This is a genomic window from Bacillus pseudomycoides DSM 12442 (assembly GCF_000161455.1).
GTDB lineage: Bacteria > Bacillota > Bacilli > Bacillales > Bacillaceae_G > Bacillus_A > Bacillus_A pseudomycoides.
This window is the reverse complement of record NZ_CM000745.1, coordinates 5,630,326-5,647,871: the sequence shown is the minus strand read 5'-3', so window position 1 is coordinate 5,647,871 and position 17,546 is coordinate 5,630,326. Positions and strand designations below refer to the sequence as shown.

The window sequence follows — 17,546 nt, the reverse complement described above, 5'->3', positions numbered from 1 at the left end:
GTGCAGGTAGCTCTGCTGGAGATATGATTTCTACTGCTGACGACTTAAACAAATTCTTCTCTTACTTGCTCGGTGGCAAATTACTGAAAGAACAGCAACTAAAACAAATGCTTACTACAGTTCCTACAGGAAAAGAAGGAATCGATGGATATGGTCTTGGAATCTATGAAACTAAGCTTCCAAGCGGTGTCTCGATATGGGGACACACAGGTGGCATTCTAGGGTTTACTACTCTTGTTGGAGGTAAACTTGGAGGCAAGCATACGTTGGTCGTCAATTGGAATAGTTTGGGTAGAACTGACAGTCCTAATCCTTTTAAAAATATCTTACTTGCTGAATTTAGCAAGTAGGCAAAAAGGAAAAACGGAAAAAAACGGATAAATTTTGTCATAGTTTTTATAATTAAAAATAAATTTGGGGCTTTTTGGAATTCAGGCGGCAACCCAACGCTATTAAGCTAATAAAATAAAATCCTCCCTAAAATGAAAAAATACGCTATTCTTTCTGTAGAATCATAGGAAAGGATGGCGTTTTTGTATGAATCTATCGATTTCTGATGAACTACAATTATTTTCTAAAGAATTACAACGACATATGTCACCACATGTTTTAGATCAGTTAGCTAGAGAAATAGGATTTGTTCAACGGAAAAGTAAATATCGTGCACAAGATTTAGTAGCTCTTTGTGTTTGGTTAAGCGAAAACATAGCAAACACTTCATTGACACAACTATGTAGTCTATTAGAAGCTAACACAGGTATTTCTATGAGTCCAGAAGGACTCAATCAACGTTTTAATTCTAGAGCTGTGCAGTTTTTACAACAAGTATTAGCGTATTTACTTCATCAACAATTTTGTTCTTCTAGCAAGATTTCAACTTTGTATACAAACTATTTTCACCGTATTCGTGTATTAGATTCTACACATTTTCAGGTTCCAGATAAATTCGTTTCTACATACCAAGGCTCAGGAGGTAGTGGTCAAAGTGCCGGTATGAAAATTCAATTAGAGTACGATCTGTTAAGTGGTCAATTTCTACATGTTCATGTGGGTGCTGGAAAGCACAATGATAAAATTTACGGTTCTACTTGTCTCGAATCTCTTCAACCGCAAGATGTATGTATACGGGACTTAGGATACTTCGACTTAAAAGATTTACATACCATAGACAAGTACAATGCTTATTTCATCTTACGACTTAAGCTCAATACTCGTATATATCAGAAAAACAAAGAGCCTGAATACTTTCAGAATGGAACGATAAAAAAACATTCTGAGTACATCCAACTAGATATGGAGCAATTTATTGAGCAATTACAGCCAGGTGAAACATATGAAATTCCTGATATTTATATCGGAATGTATCAAAAGCTTCCTACAAGACTAATTCTGTATAAATTAACTGAGACGCAAATGAAACGTAGGCAAAAGGATTTAGCATCTAAAGAACACAAGAAGCAAATTACCTATAAGGAACGCAGTAAACGTCTCAGTGCAATTAACTTTTACATTACGAATATTCCTTTGGAATGTCTACAAAAGGAACAAGTATATGATTTTTACTCATTACGTTGGCAAATTGAACTTATCTTTAAAACATGGAAATCATTTTTTCGAATTCATCAATGTAACTCTGTAAAACTGGAAAGATTAGAGTGTCATCTATATGGACAATTAATTAGCATCCTTCTTTGTTCCTCCACTATGTTTCAAATGCGCCAATTACTTCTCATCAAGAAGAAACGAGAATTGAGTGAATATAAAGCTGTTTATATCATTAAAGATTATTATCCACTTTTTTATCAAGCTCTACAAAAAGACATCCAAGAGCTATCAAAGCTCTTGCTTCGTCTGTTCGATTTTTTACACAAAAACGGGCGGAAATCTCATCGATATGAGAAAAAGACAGTCTTTGATATTTTAGACGTCGTGTACAATTGTTCCAAGCCTCACAATCATGTAGCTTAATTAAAAAAACGAAACCCTTTAGGGTTTATTTCTTGTGCAAACTTTTAAATAATTTATACTTAGTCTTCAGAAAATAGAAAGCTCTTAAGTTGAAATTGATTTTACATAAGTGTAGCTTGATGGCCATGGCGTACCGCCAACATTTTAACAAAAATATACGCTTAGCAAATTTCTGTAGCCTTTTATAGGGGGACGGCAACGATTACTTCTTTTTTGAGCCACTCGGCAATTTCTATGTTTTTTGTAGATTAAAAGAACTTGAATAAAGTTCTTTTTTTACTTGTAATTAAATCCTAGAGTAGCCCCTCATACCCAGAAGCGTTTCCGTACCCCATATAGAGATAAGTGGTCTAAACTTAAACTATTCGAAGCGCAAGTTTTTCAGGGAAAAATAGCGAATTATTGTTATAATCAAATACATAATATGTTTTAGGAGGAACTCAATTTGAAGAAACCATTGATTGTTGGGGCATTATGCTTAGCACTCACTTCTTTAACTGCGTGTAGTAATGACAATGAGAAATCATCCACTGAAGTGAAAAAAGATGAGATTGTTATACATATACCTAAAGAAAAATCTAAAAATCTAGAACGATTTGGAACATTTTCTCAAAATGTAAAAAATAAGAAAAATGACGAAATACAAATTAAAAATTATTTAACTGACGAGGAAGCAAAAGTACCAACTTTAGAAACTGTAACTTATAAAGATGAAAAATTCACTTTTACTTACAAGTACAAAAACGATTATAGAAAGGATATATGTAATAAGCTTGTTACTCCTCAAGAAACACATGGTATAGCATATATGCTAAGAGATTGCGCCCAGTCAGAAGAGGGTATTGTACTTCATAATACAGCGGAGGATGGTGAAGGAATACACTCCATAAAAGATAAATCTATTGAATTTATTGAAGTTGAGGGGGATAAGACCTACATATTCGTAAAGCAATTTGATGTTGGAGCTTTCGTGAACGCTATCCAACATACAAACTTTAATACACTTTCAAATACATCTAATACGCAAAAGTCAAATTACAAAGTAAATGTTCACTTTTTAAGTGGAACAACTCAAACATACTATTTGTGGATTGACAAAGAGAAATCACAAGGAATAATTATGGATTCAGAACAAACAAACCAAGGACATGAAATCGATAAAATATTTGTAGATGACATCATAAAAGTGTTAAATTAAAATGACATATTTTAATGCGCCTCATTAAGATACATTTTTCAGATGATTACATGAACTCCATTACTACGTAAAAAATTGACCGCCCTCACAGGCGGTTTTCTTATACGCTGCTGTCTTCCAACTCCGCCAGTCATCTCGTCCAACACATTCGCCTTTAGGTACAGAAAGCTTCTTTTCAGTCTAGAACTATTTTTTAATGAAACACCTTTTACGTTTTAGGTATTGATAATTTCAAAACAGTACATCTTTATTTTAAACCGACACCTTCTTATATAAAGTAGGCTTTTTTCATTACTTTTAAACCCCTTTATTAATATAGAAGTCTCTGATTGAAAAGATAAAGCATCGTATCTTTTTTAGAAACGTCGCAACTTTATTCAAAACATCGTGCCTTTGTTTCAAACCCACATCAAGGCCTTTCATATTACCTAGATAAATAATTTTTACATAATAAAAAGATACATACTATATTTTTACGTGTTGTGGTTGTGGGCTGGTTGTTGAAAACTTAAAAATAGAAATGTCACATGGTTTTTGGAATTTATTGCAGAATGTCTTCTGTAAATAAATATGATAGTATCTACAGGCTGGGTATTCATCATCTATAAAACCAGTAACTTTATCCAGATAACGGCTTCCTTTATTTATAAAAGAAGCCGTTATTTTTCATTTGTGAATTTCCATTTATTTCACATCTGAAGTTATACCTAATTTTAATTTTAAAACGATATACAGTTACAATTAATTATCGTAAGCGAATCCAGAACCTTACTATTTTATAAATAGAAAAACGTTCATAAAAATCACTTAATTATACGAATGAGACTTCATTTTTTGGTACTTGGGGGTATTAAAATTTCTTAAATTAAAGGGCATGTATGGTGACCCTAATAAGAAAAGACACCCTCTCGAGTGTCTTTCTCTGACTTGAACCACTTCAATTTAATATGAATATATCCGTATTTTTCCCCAGTTATACGTGTAAACACATCCTATAAAACAGAATCAATTATTTATACCAGATTGTTAGTGTACAAATACAAGAGAATTGAGATCAATGTAGAATGACACCACATCTATAAAGTTAATTTATTGATGTGTTACGCCTTTAAAAACGAATCTGCTTTATAGAATGTATCCACAAGTAATATTTTACTACATTTAATAATTCGGTTGGTTTAATTTTTAAAAAATTATGCAATATTTCATAATTTTTAAATTGCACAAGAAAGATATAACCTATTTCTCTTATATTTTCTCTCCTATTTTGAAACAAGTCCTATGAGACGCTGTGAAATACTTTTACATCAGGTTCAATAATTTATCCCAATAGAGTTTACTCTATTGGGATGATTGGTGCCGAAAAATATTAAATTCGTTCATTTCAAAGCGGAATGTTTTAATCTGAGTTCATTTCGTTCAGTAGAAGAAGTTAAACTTGCCGTACATAAATATATTCATTTTTATAACTATCATCGTTTTCAAAAGAAGTTAAAAAACCTGAGTCCATACGAATATCGAACTCAGACTTCTTAACTATGCGTTTTAATTACTGTCTACTTGACAGGGGTCAGTACAATGTAAGGTGACCCCTTTAAGAAACACATATTGTATAAGAAATAAGATCTTACTATTTATTTTTTACAACTATTCTTACTTGTATAGGATTTTGTACCCCAATAATGAATTTGAGAGCCGTTAAATGAAATTTTTTTGACTTGTCCCTGATAACTTTGTTCAAAATGAAGGTGAGCACCTGTTGATCCTCCTGTATTGCCCACAGTTCCAATTTTCTGTCCTATCGTAACTTTTTGTCCTTTTTTAACGCTTTGTGTACTTAAGTGTGCATAGCGAGTAGTCCAACCGTCTCCATGATTGATCTCAATCCATTTTCCATAACTTCTATTTCCCTCATTTTCTACTCTTGATACTGTGCCAGAAGCAGATGCTACAACAGTATCTCCTTCATCGTTTGCTCGGTTAAAATCAACAGAATTTGCTGGACTATGATTAGAACGAGTTTGTCCTTCCCACTTCTGTCCACAAGGAAAAGGCATTTGAAACTTTGGAGTTCCAGCTGCCTCGGCAGTATTAAAACCGCCTATACAAAATGTAAGCAGTAAAGTTGATGCAGTGATTGATAGCAACTTCTTTTTCTTCATAAAAACTCCCCCAATATTCTGAAAATATTTATGTAGATGTATTCTTTTTATTTTCACTCGTTCCCTTCCCAATCTTTTTTTCTCAAAAATAGACAGATTCTTTTAGAAAACAATATTTTTTCCACAGGGCATGATAGTCATCTTCAAATTAAAACATTTTTTTCAGCTTTGCTACTCCTTTTACTTGTTTTTATGTATTCACATCAGAACATAAAGACCCCAAAATGAGAAAATTGGCATCTCCAGGTGAAAATGTACAATTTTATTATTTTTGGAGTACTATAAAATTCTTAAGTTGATGGATGTGTGGCGGGACCCCATCACTATCAAGCTAAGCTTATGCAAAGTCAATTTTAGGCGAGATTGTTTCTTTTTTCTAAAGGGCAAGTGTAGGTGATTGAAAGATTTGCATACGAAATAAACCCTAACGGGTTTCACTTTTTTGAATTAAGCGGCTTGATTATCAGACAGAGTACAATTGTAAATGACACCTAATATATCAAAGACCGTTTTTTTCTCATATCGATGAGATTTCCGCCCGTTTTGCTGTAGGAGATTGAACAGGCGAAGTAACACCTTTGATAGCTCTTGGGTGTTTTTTTGTATAGTTTGGAATAGAAGAAGAAAATAGTCTTTAATCATATATATGGCTTTATACTCACTAAGCTCTCGTTTTTTCTTCATGAGGAGCAATTGGCGCATTTGAAACATGATAGAAGAACAGAGTAGAATGGCAATCAATTGACCATATAAATGGCACTCCAATCGTTCTGGTTTTATCTTTTTACAATGATGAATTTGAAAGAATGACTTCCACGTTTTAAATAAAATTTCGATTTGCCAACGCAAAGAATACCAGTCATGTACCTGTCCCATCGGGACAATATCTGTAGGGGTGTTTGTCATATATACATTGATACCACTGAGTCGTTTACTACGAGGAGAATACTTCATTCCTTTCTTTTTTTCTCTTACAGCTTGATCCTGTAATCGTTTTTGTTGCTGTTGTTTTGTTAATCGATGAACAATTACACGAGCTGGCACTTTATCAATCATTCCTACATAAGCATCAGCTATTTCACATGTTTGTCCTGGTTGAAGGGAGTTCATTAACGTCTCCATATCTATCTGTATATACTCTGTACCTTTCTTAATTCTTCCATCTTGAAAATAATCAGGATTAGGATTTTTTTGATAAATACGTGTATTCGACTTGATACGAGAGATATAGTAGGCCTCTTTATCTTGTATATATTGAAGGTCTTTTAAATGAAAATAGCCTAAATCTCGGATGCATAAATCATTCGCTGTCACAGTTGGGGCACACAGAGAGCCATAAGTGCGATCATGTTGTTTACCTGGACCTGTATGAATATGTAGGAACTGTCCACTTAACAAATCATACTCAAGTTGAATTTTTATCCCAGCTGTATGGCTGCATCCTCCTGCACCTGGATAAACCGATGAAAATACATCCGGGAGTTGAAATGCAGTTGAATCTAAAATACGAATACGCTTAAAAACAGAAGTGTATGGAGAAGAAATCGGCATAGATACGGCCAATTTTTTGCTTAGTAAGTTCGGCTAGTAGGTGTTGTAAAAGTTGGACAGCCGCCTTATTAAATCGTTGATTCAGTCCCTCAGGACTGATGAGTACTGCTGTTGATGCTTCTAAACAGCTAGATAACTGAGTTAAAGAAGTCATAGCTATATTTTGGCTCACCCATACACATAAAGCTACTAAATCTTTTGCTTGGTACTTACTGGTTCGTTGTACAAAACCAACATCTCTAGCAAGATCTTGTAAGGTATTTGGAGATAAAAAACTTTGAATCTCTTGAGCAAATAGTTGTAACTCGTCAGACACAGAAACAGACATAAAAAACGCCATCCTTTCCTATGATTCTACAGAAAGAATAACGTATTTTATTCATTTTGAGGGCCACTTGATGAGCATAAGGTATCAGAAAAAACACATTAAGATTAGTAATTACATACTATTTAATTTCATACAAAAGGAATTTGTTCATTATTAACGAAAGTGTATGTTAACTAGATGAATTCATTCATACACAGTGCTACAAAAAGACATGGGAACAATCTTATACTACGATACATAATTATAATCCGTTTTAAAAACTAGTAAAATTAAGGAGCAACATTGTATGGGGAAAAAAGTACTGTTTTTTGGAGATTTCGGAATTGACGATACGATAGCTATCATATATGCGCATTTGACAGATAAAATTGATGTTATGGGAATTGTTGCAGACTATGGGAACGTACCTAAAGCTGAAGTTGTTAGAAATGTTCGCTTTTTACTTAAAAGTGTAGGAAAAGAATATATAAAAGTTTTTGGTGGGGCGGAGCATTCCATGTCTTCAGAAGCTGAAACTTTTTATCCAGAAGTTCACGGTAAATTTGGGATAGGACCCATTTATCCAGGACTAGAGCTTCAAACATTTGAGAATTTTTTTGAGGTTCTCACACTTATTAAGCAGTATAAAAATGAACTTATTATCGTGAATACCGGAAGGCTAACTTCACTTGCAACTTTATTTCTCCTTTATGGAGATGTGATGGAATATGTACATTCTTATTATATTATGGGAGGAGCTTTTCTATATCCAGGAAATGTTACCCCCATTGCCGAAGCTAACTTTTATGGCGATCCTGTAGCAGCCAATATTGTAATGAGATACGCAAAAAATCTATCAATTTATCCTTTGAATGTTACACAATCAGCTATCGTAACACCAGAAATGGTCAATTATATTCACTCTAAAGGAAAAACTAAGTTTTTAAAGCCTCTTTTAGACTATTACTATTATCAATTTTATCAAAAAAAAGTTCCTGGAATACAAGGTAGCCCGGTTCATGATGTGCTCACTTTGATTGCGATTAATCGTGATGATATTTTTACGTACCATCAATCAGCAGTGATGGTTAATGCACTTGATACTGTACGAGGACAAAGTATAGGAGATTTTAGATCTACTTTTGAACCAGAAACATTCGGTAATCGTCCAAAACATAGGATTGCAATACAAATGAATTATGAACAGTTTTTTAAGGAGTTTATGACTGTAATGACTGGCGACCCATTTTAGTGAAAAACCTTATATATTTTGCTATCAAGCTAGCAAAACATCCTTATGTTCATCAAGCTAAGATTTTAAAGTACCCTCTAAATGGAAATTTTGTGTTTTTATAAACCTGAAATTTATTTTTATCGTTTTGGGGGTAACTTGTTTTCTTAAGTTGATGGGCATGTATGGTGACCCCTTGTAGAAGAAACATTTTCCATCTGAGAGCTTATGCTCTCTTTTTTTATTTATGTTCGACATAATTTGACAAAAAAGTTGTAACCATATTTGTTATGATAGTTCAGGAATCATACATTTTACATAATTGGAGGAAACGAAATGTATAAGAAGATGGGTACACTCGTTATAACTGGAGCGCTTGCTATAAGTCTAGCGGGATGTAGTGATACAGAAGAAACTGCCAAGAAAGTATCAAATGATACAAAAACAGAACAAACAACTGAAAAGAAAGAAGAGAAAAAAAAATTTAAAGTTGGCGAAACAATTAAACTTGGAAATCACAAATTAACTGTTACAAATGTTGAAAAGTCTCCAGGTGGAGAATTCGATAAACCTAAAGAGGGTCATGAATTTTTAATCGCTAATGTAACTATAGAAAACGGCGGCAAAGAAGAAATACATTATAATGCTCACGATTTCAGTTTACAAAACAGTGAAGGAAATATTGTAGATCCAACGTTAACTATGATTAACCAAGATACTCAATTGAATTTTGGAAAACTTGCACAAAATGGGAAAATAACTGGAACTATTGCTTTCGAATCAAAACAAGGAGATCCTAAGCTTCAATTAATCTTCAAACCAATTTCCTTATCAGAAGAAGAAGTTCGAGTAAATCTTCAATAATAATATCTACAAAAAGAAAAGACACTCGAATTGAGTGTCTTTTTTTAAAATTTCACATACTATATCTAATTAATGGGGTATCACCACATCACTATCAAGCTAACAAAACAAAATACCCCATGCCCATCAACTTAAGAATTCAGAATTACCCCAAAACGAAAAAATGAGCTTTCTTGTAATAAAAAACAAATCCGTAATACTAGGAGATTCCTTTTCAATGGCTATATGAGAAATACGTGTATAAGCCAGTATTTAAATTTAAGTATGATACGATTATAGAAAGGGGGGGAAGCTATATGAACGGTCTACAAGGGGTCACCATATCAAAAAAAGAAAATTGTACGTTTAGACACATTTTAGACATAAATTAACCGATCCCCTGTACGTTAAGGAATCGGTTATTTATTTTACTGCCTTTTGATGGAGTTTTTGTCCCATAATGGTTTTTAATTATCGACATTTGCTTTTTGCTTTAGCTTGATGCAGATGGAACACTCCTCCTAAATATTTATCATGATTCATGTTTGTATAAATACCTACTTCTGTATAATAGGTAGGGCATAATAGCCAAAGGCTAAATCGAGCAAGGCACTTGCTTCTTGGCGCAGTAACAGATCCTTCGGACGGAAAATAAAGGATCCGTCCGTGTTGATCGAAGTATCAGGGTCTACGATTCCTTGAGAGGCAAGTGCTCGAATAGATTGGACTGCCCAGTCATCCGCATTATCAAGCAATTTAACTTTCTTAGCTTGGTCAGGTTGAATCTGCTTTAAATTTTGAATCATGGTTGCTGCGATCTGTCGGGTAATCGGAGCTGTACGGTCATATCCAGGAATACCTATTATAAATTTCTCCTTCGCCTCTTTGGATTCGTCTGGAAAAGCACTCCACCCATGTGCACGCAACAAGGAATCAGCAAATTCTCCTTGTGTCATAGTGCCCATCGGATCGAATAAATTACCTTTTTTAGCATCCATGATGTTTAAAGCATGAAGATTATCGATATGCCTTCTATAGTTACCCTTTTGCGGAACATCCACAAAGGACGGCTTGTTGTTAATTTTTTGTGCATCAGCCATAAAATCTAGGCTCTTAGGAGAGCTGTAGTGAAAATATGTGATTTCTCCAGCTGCATTTTTTTTGAAAGCAACCTTTTTACCTTCCGAATCCTCAAATAACAACGGATGAATCATTTTGAGAACTTGTTTTCCGGATATTCCCCCTTCCATGACCAAATCCCCATTTTCATAGGTAAAGTGGGTGCGAATTGCAGCTAAACGTGTGTTTTGGTACAAACCCAAATATTTCTGGGCTTCTTTCTCCTCTAACGGGAGGTATCTAGTTTTTTCCCCCTTCTTAGCAGGGAAATAATGATCCATGAAAGCTTCATACATGTCTATACTCATCGTTGAATCATTATTGTAAGACATGAAGAATGCTGTTTTTTGTTCAGGCACTAAAATCATCAGTGATTGATGTCCCGGCATACTTCCCCCTTTTATTACAACGTGTTGACCATTAGCCAAGTCATTGAAAGGCGTCTCAAATCCAATTGTTGCAACAGGAATTGTCTTATCATCAAAAACTTGATAGGCATGCATCATATCCATGCTTTTTTTACTTACAATTTCTTGGCCTTTAAACTTTCCGTTCTGTAGCTGCATAATCATGTATTTTGACATGTCTTCTCCGGTAGATATAATGCCTCCTTGTGGTGCATCCATTAGACCGTTGCCACTTGTTAGAATCGGATCACCAGTGGGACCGTAATGTGTAGCCATTCTCTTGAGAAGATTAGGCGTAAGGCTCAAACTTGTAGATTTCATATCTAATGGTTTGAAAATATTATTTTCCATATATTGTGAGAAAGGTGTATTTGTAACATTTTCCACTGCAAACCCTGCGAGTGCAAATGCAACGTTGTCATACGTATAAGATTCTCCTGGCGGCCGTACCACCGTTGGCATATGTTTAGAGAAAAATTCCTTCATCGGCATACTATGATTAATGTATTCAGGTCCAGTTATCGTGGTGATATCAGGAAAATCTACTCCGCTGGTATAAGTGAGCATATCAAACAAGGTAAGAGGTTTTCCTGTTTTATTAGGTATTTTCAATCCACCGAGATATTGTTGTACATCTTGATCTAGTTTAAGCTTTCCTTTATCAACTTGCTGCATCACAGCTAAAGCAGTAAAAGTTTTTGAGACTGAAGCGATTTGAAAGACCGTGTCCTTAGTAACGGGAATTTTCTTTTCTTTATCAGCATACCCATACCCTTTATTGACGACAACCTTTCCATCATGAACGACGACAAAACTAGAACCGTTTACATTGTACTTCTTCATTTTTTCCTCAAATAACGGATCAGCAAAAGATTCTACTTCTTTTTTATTATTGGGTGCTTTCGTCATTTGGATATCGGTCGTGGCTGCCGATGATTTTGATTTTCCAGCTTCTAATGATTGTTGAGAACACGCAGAAATCATACTTGTAGAAGTGAGCAGAATTCCAACTATCCCCAGTTTGTTGATTGCTTTTTTCATTTTTGTACACTCCTTTATTTGATTGGAATTTTTTTGGGCACAACGAGTTATTGGCTCGTTAGTTTATGAACAGAGTGTAGCAAGCGGCAAGTCATAGTAGATAGTGAGCTTTTGTCATTTTTATAAAGGACAACAAAAATTGAGGGGGCTAAGGCTGTATTGATAGTCTTGTCATACAAATCATGACACTTTGACACTACCGTATGTGACAGAAAAATTCTTAGAATCAAAGAGAAACTTTTAATGCATTAGCAATGAATGAGAAGGAGAGATTTTAATGACGAAAGCATCAGCTCAAAAAACTTTGCAGGATTTCTATTTTTTGTTGTTTACTTTTGCATCCGGCTTTTTTTACTTTTGCTTCTATCTGGTCAGCATTACATTTGCTTTAGTAATGACAGTTTTCTTCGTAGGTATTCCCTTGTTGGCAGGCGTGTTGCAAACAACTCACACGTTTGTCCAGTATGAACGTATTCAGACGAAGGTTTATACGGATATATCGATAGAGCCATTACCGCCAAGGATAAAAAGAGGAGGAGATAGATGGATTAAAGCGGGAGAAATAATTCTTAATAGTAGCAATTGGAGGGCTATTTTTTGGCTCATGCAGAAATTTTTTGTTGGAATGATTAGCCTTATATGTGCCGTTATACTGTACATAACTCCGCTTTTATTTATTTTTATACCCTTACTTTTTCAATATTTTAATATATACTTATTGGGAATTGCTGTGAATTCATGGGAGAAAGCTATTTTTGTCACGATTGTTGGTTGCATTCTCATCTGGATACATATTTTTATTGGAAACTGCTTAGTTCGAATAATTGGAATGTACACGCGTTCCATGTTTAAAGCTATAAAGGGGTGATAAATTGTTTAAGACTTTGAAACTATGGTTCTGGTATGATTGGGTATTACTTTGTATACGTTTTATCATTTGGCTATCATTGATGTTAACGACTATCCAACACCAAGATCATTTGACTGTACCACTTTGGATCATCATTCTATGGGAAGTTGCTTCATTTTCAGTACCTTGGATTTGTTTAATGTTCAGTTCTCGCTATTATCTATTTGCTGAGATAATTTTATTTGGCGGAGTGTGCTTCTACTTAACTTTATTATTTCCGTCAGCGTATCTTGCTTTTTTAATGCCAACTTTCATGATTGCGGCAAATAGTGCTCATAAATCATATCGTTGGTCGGGTTCTATCACAATTATTTTATTCCCATTGCTCATTACGATATTTTCTCAGGTAACAGATTTATGGGTAATAATCCTACAAATCAGTTTAGCTTTTATTATGGGTTCTTCCTTTCGTTTACTGGTTATCAATTATCGTCAAAGTGAAACTATTCGGAACCAGAAGCAAGTATTAGAACAATACGTATCACAAGTTGAGCGGATTACTTTGCTGGAGGAACGTGACAGGCTCTCAAAAGATTTACATGATACGATGGGGCATTCCTATACCTCAATTATTATGGGGATGGAAACATTACGTACGGAATTAAAGACTAAAGAAGGGGAGCAAAAGCTCGATTCATTATTACAATTGGCTCGTAATAGTATGGAGGAAGTGAGAATGTATTTGCATCAAATGGATTTATCACAAGAATCGCTTCCTTTAACTGTCACGTTGCAACAATTAACAGAGGAATTTGAGAAACATGCAGAAGTAAATGTACGCACTCGAATAATAGGGGAAGAGTATATGGTCTCCAAGCAATCAAAAATGACGCTGTACCGGAGCTTGCAGGAGGCGTTAACGAATGCGGTGCGTCATGGACAATCCACCGAAATTATTGTATCGCTGCATTTTGAGCCGCAACAGATAAGATTGGATGTACAGGATAATGGTTGCGGAGTAGAGGATTGGAAGGATGGATTTGGATTAAGCGCAATGAAAGAACGTATGATACAGCTACAAGGGAGAGTTACTGTATACTCCAAAAAAGGGGAAGGGACCCTCATCTCATGTTTGTTACCGAAAATGGTAGAATTACCGAATGAACGAATACGCTTGTGTATCGTCGATGATCACTCGTTTATTCGAGAAAGTCTTCATACAATCTTGAATGGACAGGAAGACTTGCAGGTAGTGGGAATGGCTGAAGATGGAGAGCAGGCTGTGGAATTGTGTGAAAGCCTGAAACCAGATATAGTATTAATGGATTTGGAGATGCCCAACCTGGATGGGATTCATGCGACCAAAATAATTAAGGGAAAATGGCCTGACATTCGTGTTCTTATCCTTTCAATGTTTCAGGACACAGAAAGGGCAAAAGAAATCATACGAAACGGTGCTGACGGCTATTTGCTGAAGTCCATAGATTCACGTGAACTAGCTGAATCGATTCGACTAGTCTATCGAGGAGGCACGATGATTAACCATGACTTGTTTCATAGAATGTGGGAAGAAAATGAAGAAACAGGATTAGTTGAATCAAAATCAGATGGAAAAGAGTTTGGCTTAACGAAACGCGAACTAGAAGTTTTGAATCTATTATCACAAGGTAGCCGTTATAAAACAATTGCTTCGAAGCTTTACTTATCAAACGGAACAGTAAGAAATTACGCTTCCAATCTCTATGAAAAGCTGGGAGTCAAAAATCGAGAAGAAGCCGTGCAAAAAGCAAAGGATACAGGATTACTTTTGTAAGAGGGAATGTAGTCAATTGCTAGGGTACATGAACGATTCTATATTTCAGGGCTACATTTTAAAAAATGTAATTTGAATGTCTCTATTTGGGATTTTATCGTTTCTATAGATAATATTATATTTTCGTCTTATATCTCAAAAATCAAAAATACCTATTATTTTAAGATATAAGACGTTTTAAATCATTGCCATGACCTTGCTAAAACTCTTGGATTTTGATTACCTTTTTGTTAAATAAAAAAGAGTTTTATAAAAAGTGAAGGAGAGTGTTATATCGCGAACGAAAGATGAGATTTTAGTCCAATATGCTTCTATTGACAATATATTGCAGTCATTTATAAATCTTAACGATCAAATTGGACATAGTGTACACCAAACACCTTGAAATGTGTCCGAATTGTGTCTAAACGTACAATTTTCTTTTTTTGATATGGTGACCCCATGTCCATCAACTTAAGAATCTTTACTACCCCCAAGTGTAAAAAAACGTTATTCTTTCTAAAAAGCTAAATAGAAAGGATGACGTTTTTTTTATGAATCTTTCGATTCAAGATGAATTACAACTATTTTCTCAAGAATTAAAGCAATATATTACACCTGTATTTTTAGCAGAACTTGCAAGAGAAATTGGATTTATAAAGCGAAAACGTAAGTTTTCTGGCTTAGACTTAGCTACGATTTGTATTTGGATCAGTCAACGAGTAGCAAGTGCCCCCTTAGTACAATTATGTAGTAAACTTCATGCAGCCACTGGTACCTTACTCAGCCTTGAGGGCTTAAATAAACGCTTAAATACAAAGGCAGTTTTGTTTTTACAACATATTTTTTCTTTATTGTTACAGCAAAAACGCTGTGAACAAACACAGACTTTAACATTTAAAATAAATAAATATGTTTATGCGTTTCAATAAATTGGAATACCATCTTAAAAAAAACTTTAGATAAATTTTATTTTTTCTTTCTATAATTATTCTATAATTTATGCATGAATATGAAAAATCTCTTTAAAAGATACACAACTTTTTTTGTAGTATCGAGGGTTTAAATGACCTTTATTAACAGCAAAATCTACAATTGACAAGGAGAACACTTTATGAGTAAGAGAATAAACGAATTAGATTCAATACGAGGACTAGCGGCTATCACAGTTGTATTTGGACACTTTTGCTTAATGCTACCATCGTTGCCCAATTCTATTAAATTTTCCCCTCTTAGGTTTTTATGGGCTGGTGGGGAAGCTGTAATCATTTTTTATGTGCTCAGTGGTTTTGTGCTATCTATGGCACTTTATCATTCAAAAACAAATTATTGGGGATATTTTATTAAGCGATTTGTACGAATCTATATCCCTTATTATTTCTGGATATGCATCACCTTTGCTTTATTTATTTTGTTTTCACCATATGAAGTTACGGGACTACGAGATTGGTTCTATGATAAGTGGCAAGGGCCTATAACAAAATTAGATATTATGAATCACTTTGTACTTCTTAATAACTTTTTTACGGATAATTATAATCCGGTTATCTGGTCATTAGCTCAAGAAATGCGTATATCTATCGTGTTTCCCTTGTTATTCCTTCTGTTTTATAAACAAAGTTGGAAGAAAACGATACTGCTTGCTATGAGCTTTTCTTTAATTAGTATTTTCCTTAATATGTTGCATATTGGGAAAGCTGAGGGGTTTTATAATGGTTATGCCGATACACTGCATTTCACATCTATGTTTATGGTTGGAATGCTACTTTTTAAACATCAGGAAGAACTTACTCAATTATATAGAAGTATGAAAAACTTAAACAGAAAACTTCTTATCGCATTAGGGGTCTTTCTATATCTATATTCCATTTTGATTTATGGGCTTTCTAGTAATGCTACTACTTTCTTATTAAAAGATTGGGGTGTCGTAATTGGTGTTAGTATAATAATCATTATGGCAATGAATAACCTAAAGGTAAAAGCTATTTTAAATAAGGGTGTATTTGTATACTTAGGGGAAATTTCATATAGTATCTATTTATGTCATTTTCCAATCACGATGGTACTCTTTAAACTTTTGTATGCAAAGATACCTACCCTTTTTCTTCTTATCTTATGTATTACAACGACAATACTTTGTTCTATATTATCGTATCATTTAATTGAAAAGAAATGCATCAATTGGGCAAAACAAAGAACAACAAAGTTCAAAAAAAAAGTGTGATACTTGTAGGGGGACGGAAACGATTCAAAGAATAACCCGCCTTGAAAAATCCTCCAATTCAGGCGGTTGTTTTTCTTACATTTCATCTTTAAATTCCTATATTAAATTTCACACCTAAAAAAAATGTTGAGTTCAAAAAGGTACGAATTTTTTATACGAGGAGGAGTAATATATGAAGAATACGAGTAAAAAACAAATTATAATAGTATTCTTTATTAGTATTTTAGGTGTAGGAACAATGCTTGGAATATTATATTTTAATCATAAAACCAATATTCAAAAAAATAAAGCGCTCGCTACCGAAAAACGTTTATTGCAATATGAGCCCACCTTGAAAAAAGAATTAGAAAAATATAATTTAGGAGGTAAAACAGCAGTTTTATTAGGAATTATGTACCAAGAGAGTAGAGGTGAGGGCAACGACCCTATGCAGTCTTCTGAATCACTTGGATTAAAGCCAAATGAAATTCAAGAGACAAGCTTGAGCATTAAACAAGGGGTAAAACACTTTGCTCAAATGTACAAATATGGAACGGAAAAAAATGTTAGCATGGATACAATTATTCAAAGCTATAATATGGGACCAGGGTATATTGATTTTATTGCTAGTCAAGAAGTTAAACAACACTCGGAAGATTCGGCCAAAAAGTTTTCTAAGATGAAAGTTGATCAAAATCCAGAGATGTACACTTGTGGTGGAAATAAAAATAATTTTAGGTATCCATATTGTTATGGTGATTTCACATATGTAACAAAGGTGAATGAAAAAGCAAAACTTATTGAAGAACTTCTCCGAAAAAATTCAAAATATAATTCGAAAAAATTGTAATGTAAGGGGTGCCGCCACATGTCC

General features: G+C 34.2%; 12 protein-coding genes and 2 pseudogenes. 11 read left to right on the top strand and 3 right to left on the bottom strand.

Annotated elements, in window-relative coordinates:
• The 4 genes from BPMYX0001_RS28490 to BPMYX0001_RS35095 all read left to right on the top strand — a co-directional run.
• The coding region (locus BPMYX0001_RS28490) for a serine hydrolase (protein ID WP_033799544.1) at positions 1–350 on the top strand (350 nt) is incomplete at its 5' end.
• A 187-nt stretch (positions 351–537) separates the two neighbouring features.
• Positions 538–1,968 (top strand): IS4 family transposase, encoded by a 1,431-nt coding sequence (locus tag BPMYX0001_RS28485; RefSeq protein ID WP_006097613.1) that lies wholly within the window; start codon positions 538–540, stop codon positions 1,966–1,968.
• Between the two features lie 445 nt (positions 1,969–2,413).
• A complete protein-coding gene (locus BPMYX0001_RS28480; protein ID WP_033799543.1) occupies positions 2,414–3,166 on the top strand; it encodes a YhfM domain-containing protein in 753 nt (250 codons plus the stop codon).
• 1,356 nt (positions 3,167–4,522) lie between these two features.
• Positions 4,523–4,702 carry an IS3 family transposase gene (locus BPMYX0001_RS35095; protein WP_167535699.1) on the top strand — a complete coding sequence of 60 codons (180 nt, stop codon included), beginning with the start codon at positions 4,523–4,525 and terminating at the stop codon, positions 4,700–4,702.
• Positions 4,703–4,800: 98 nt separating this feature from the next.
• Here BPMYX0001_RS35095 and BPMYX0001_RS28475 read toward each other — a convergent pair whose 3' ends face one another.
• Positions 4,801–5,328, bottom strand: a complete 528-nt coding sequence (locus tag BPMYX0001_RS28475; protein ID WP_018783672.1) for a M23 family metallopeptidase — start codon at positions 5,326–5,328, stop codon at positions 4,801–4,803.
• A gap of 447 nt (positions 5,329–5,775) precedes the next feature.
• Positions 5,776–7,207: pseudogene (locus BPMYX0001_RS29850) on the bottom strand (IS4 family transposase).
• A 286-nt stretch (positions 7,208–7,493) separates the two neighbouring features.
• On the opposite strand from BPMYX0001_RS29850, the gene BPMYX0001_RS28465 reads away from it, so the two are divergent.
• Both BPMYX0001_RS28465 and BPMYX0001_RS28460 read left to right on the top strand, forming a co-directional pair.
• Positions 7,494–8,438: a nucleoside hydrolase gene (locus BPMYX0001_RS28465; RefSeq protein ID WP_006097609.1), complete on the top strand. Its 945-nt coding sequence runs from the start codon at positions 7,494–7,496 to the stop codon at positions 8,436–8,438.
• A 315-nt stretch (positions 8,439–8,753) separates the two neighbouring features.
• A complete protein-coding gene (locus BPMYX0001_RS28460; protein ID WP_006097608.1) occupies positions 8,754–9,281 on the top strand; it encodes a DUF4352 domain-containing protein in 528 nt (175 codons plus the stop codon).
• Positions 9,282–9,817: 536 nt separating this feature from the next.
• Here BPMYX0001_RS28460 and BPMYX0001_RS28455 read toward each other — a convergent pair.
• The gene (locus BPMYX0001_RS28455; protein ID WP_006097607.1) at positions 9,818–11,827 is read right to left on the bottom strand and encodes a serine hydrolase domain-containing protein; all 2,010 of its coding nucleotides are present in this window, start codon (positions 11,825–11,827) and stop codon (positions 9,818–9,820) included.
• Between the two features lie 277 nt (positions 11,828–12,104).
• On the opposite strand from BPMYX0001_RS28455, the gene BPMYX0001_RS28450 reads away from it, so the two are divergent.
• The 5 genes and pseudogenes from BPMYX0001_RS28450 (at position 12,105) to BPMYX0001_RS28430 (ending at position 17,522) form a co-directional block, all read left to right on the top strand.
• Complete coding sequence (locus BPMYX0001_RS28450) at positions 12,105–12,695, top strand: sensor domain-containing protein (protein ID WP_006097606.1); 591 nt, start codon at positions 12,105–12,107, stop codon at positions 12,693–12,695.
• A gap of 4 nt (positions 12,696–12,699) precedes the next feature.
• Positions 12,700–14,490 carry a helix-turn-helix transcriptional regulator gene (locus BPMYX0001_RS28445; protein WP_033799542.1) on the top strand — a complete coding sequence of 597 codons (1,791 nt, stop codon included), beginning with the start codon at positions 12,700–12,702 and terminating at the stop codon, positions 14,488–14,490.
• A 533-nt stretch (positions 14,491–15,023) separates the two neighbouring features.
• Positions 15,024–15,353 (top strand): annotated as a pseudogene (locus BPMYX0001_RS28440) (IS4 family transposase); the annotation flags it as partial.
• A gap of 230 nt (positions 15,354–15,583) precedes the next feature.
• Positions 15,584–16,693, top strand: a complete 1,110-nt coding sequence (locus BPMYX0001_RS28435; protein WP_006097603.1) for an acyltransferase family protein — start codon at positions 15,584–15,586, stop codon at positions 16,691–16,693.
• Between the two features lie 172 nt (positions 16,694–16,865).
• Positions 16,866–17,522, top strand: a complete 657-nt coding sequence (locus BPMYX0001_RS28430; protein WP_006097602.1) for a lysozyme family protein — start codon at positions 16,866–16,868, stop codon at positions 17,520–17,522.
• The last annotated feature ends 24 nt before the right edge of the window (positions 17,523–17,546 follow it).

Bases quoted from the DNA above. Each gene is read 5' to 3' on its own strand.
- BPMYX0001_RS28485 (WP_006097613.1), top strand. From the start codon at position 538: ATGAATCTATCGATTTCTGATGAACTACAATTATTTTCTAAAGAATTA.
- BPMYX0001_RS28435 (WP_006097603.1), top strand. From the start codon at position 15,584: ATGAGTAAGAGAATAAACGAATTAGATTCAATACGAGGACTAGCGGCT.
- BPMYX0001_RS28475 (WP_018783672.1), bottom strand. From the start codon at position 5,328: ATGAAGAAAAAGAAGTTGCTATCAATCACTGCATCAACTTTACTGCTT.
- BPMYX0001_RS28455 (WP_006097607.1), bottom strand. From the start codon at position 11,827: ATGAAAAAAGCAATCAACAAACTGGGGATAGTTGGAATTCTGCTCACT.
- BPMYX0001_RS28430 (WP_006097602.1), top strand. From the start codon at position 16,866: ATGAAGAATACGAGTAAAAAACAAATTATAATAGTATTCTTTATTAGT.
- BPMYX0001_RS28460 (WP_006097608.1), top strand. From the start codon at position 8,754: ATGTATAAGAAGATGGGTACACTCGTTATAACTGGAGCGCTTGCTATA.
- BPMYX0001_RS28450 (WP_006097606.1), top strand. From the start codon at position 12,105: ATGACGAAAGCATCAGCTCAAAAAACTTTGCAGGATTTCTATTTTTTG.
- BPMYX0001_RS28465 (WP_006097609.1), top strand. From the start codon at position 7,494: ATGGGGAAAAAAGTACTGTTTTTTGGAGATTTCGGAATTGACGATACG.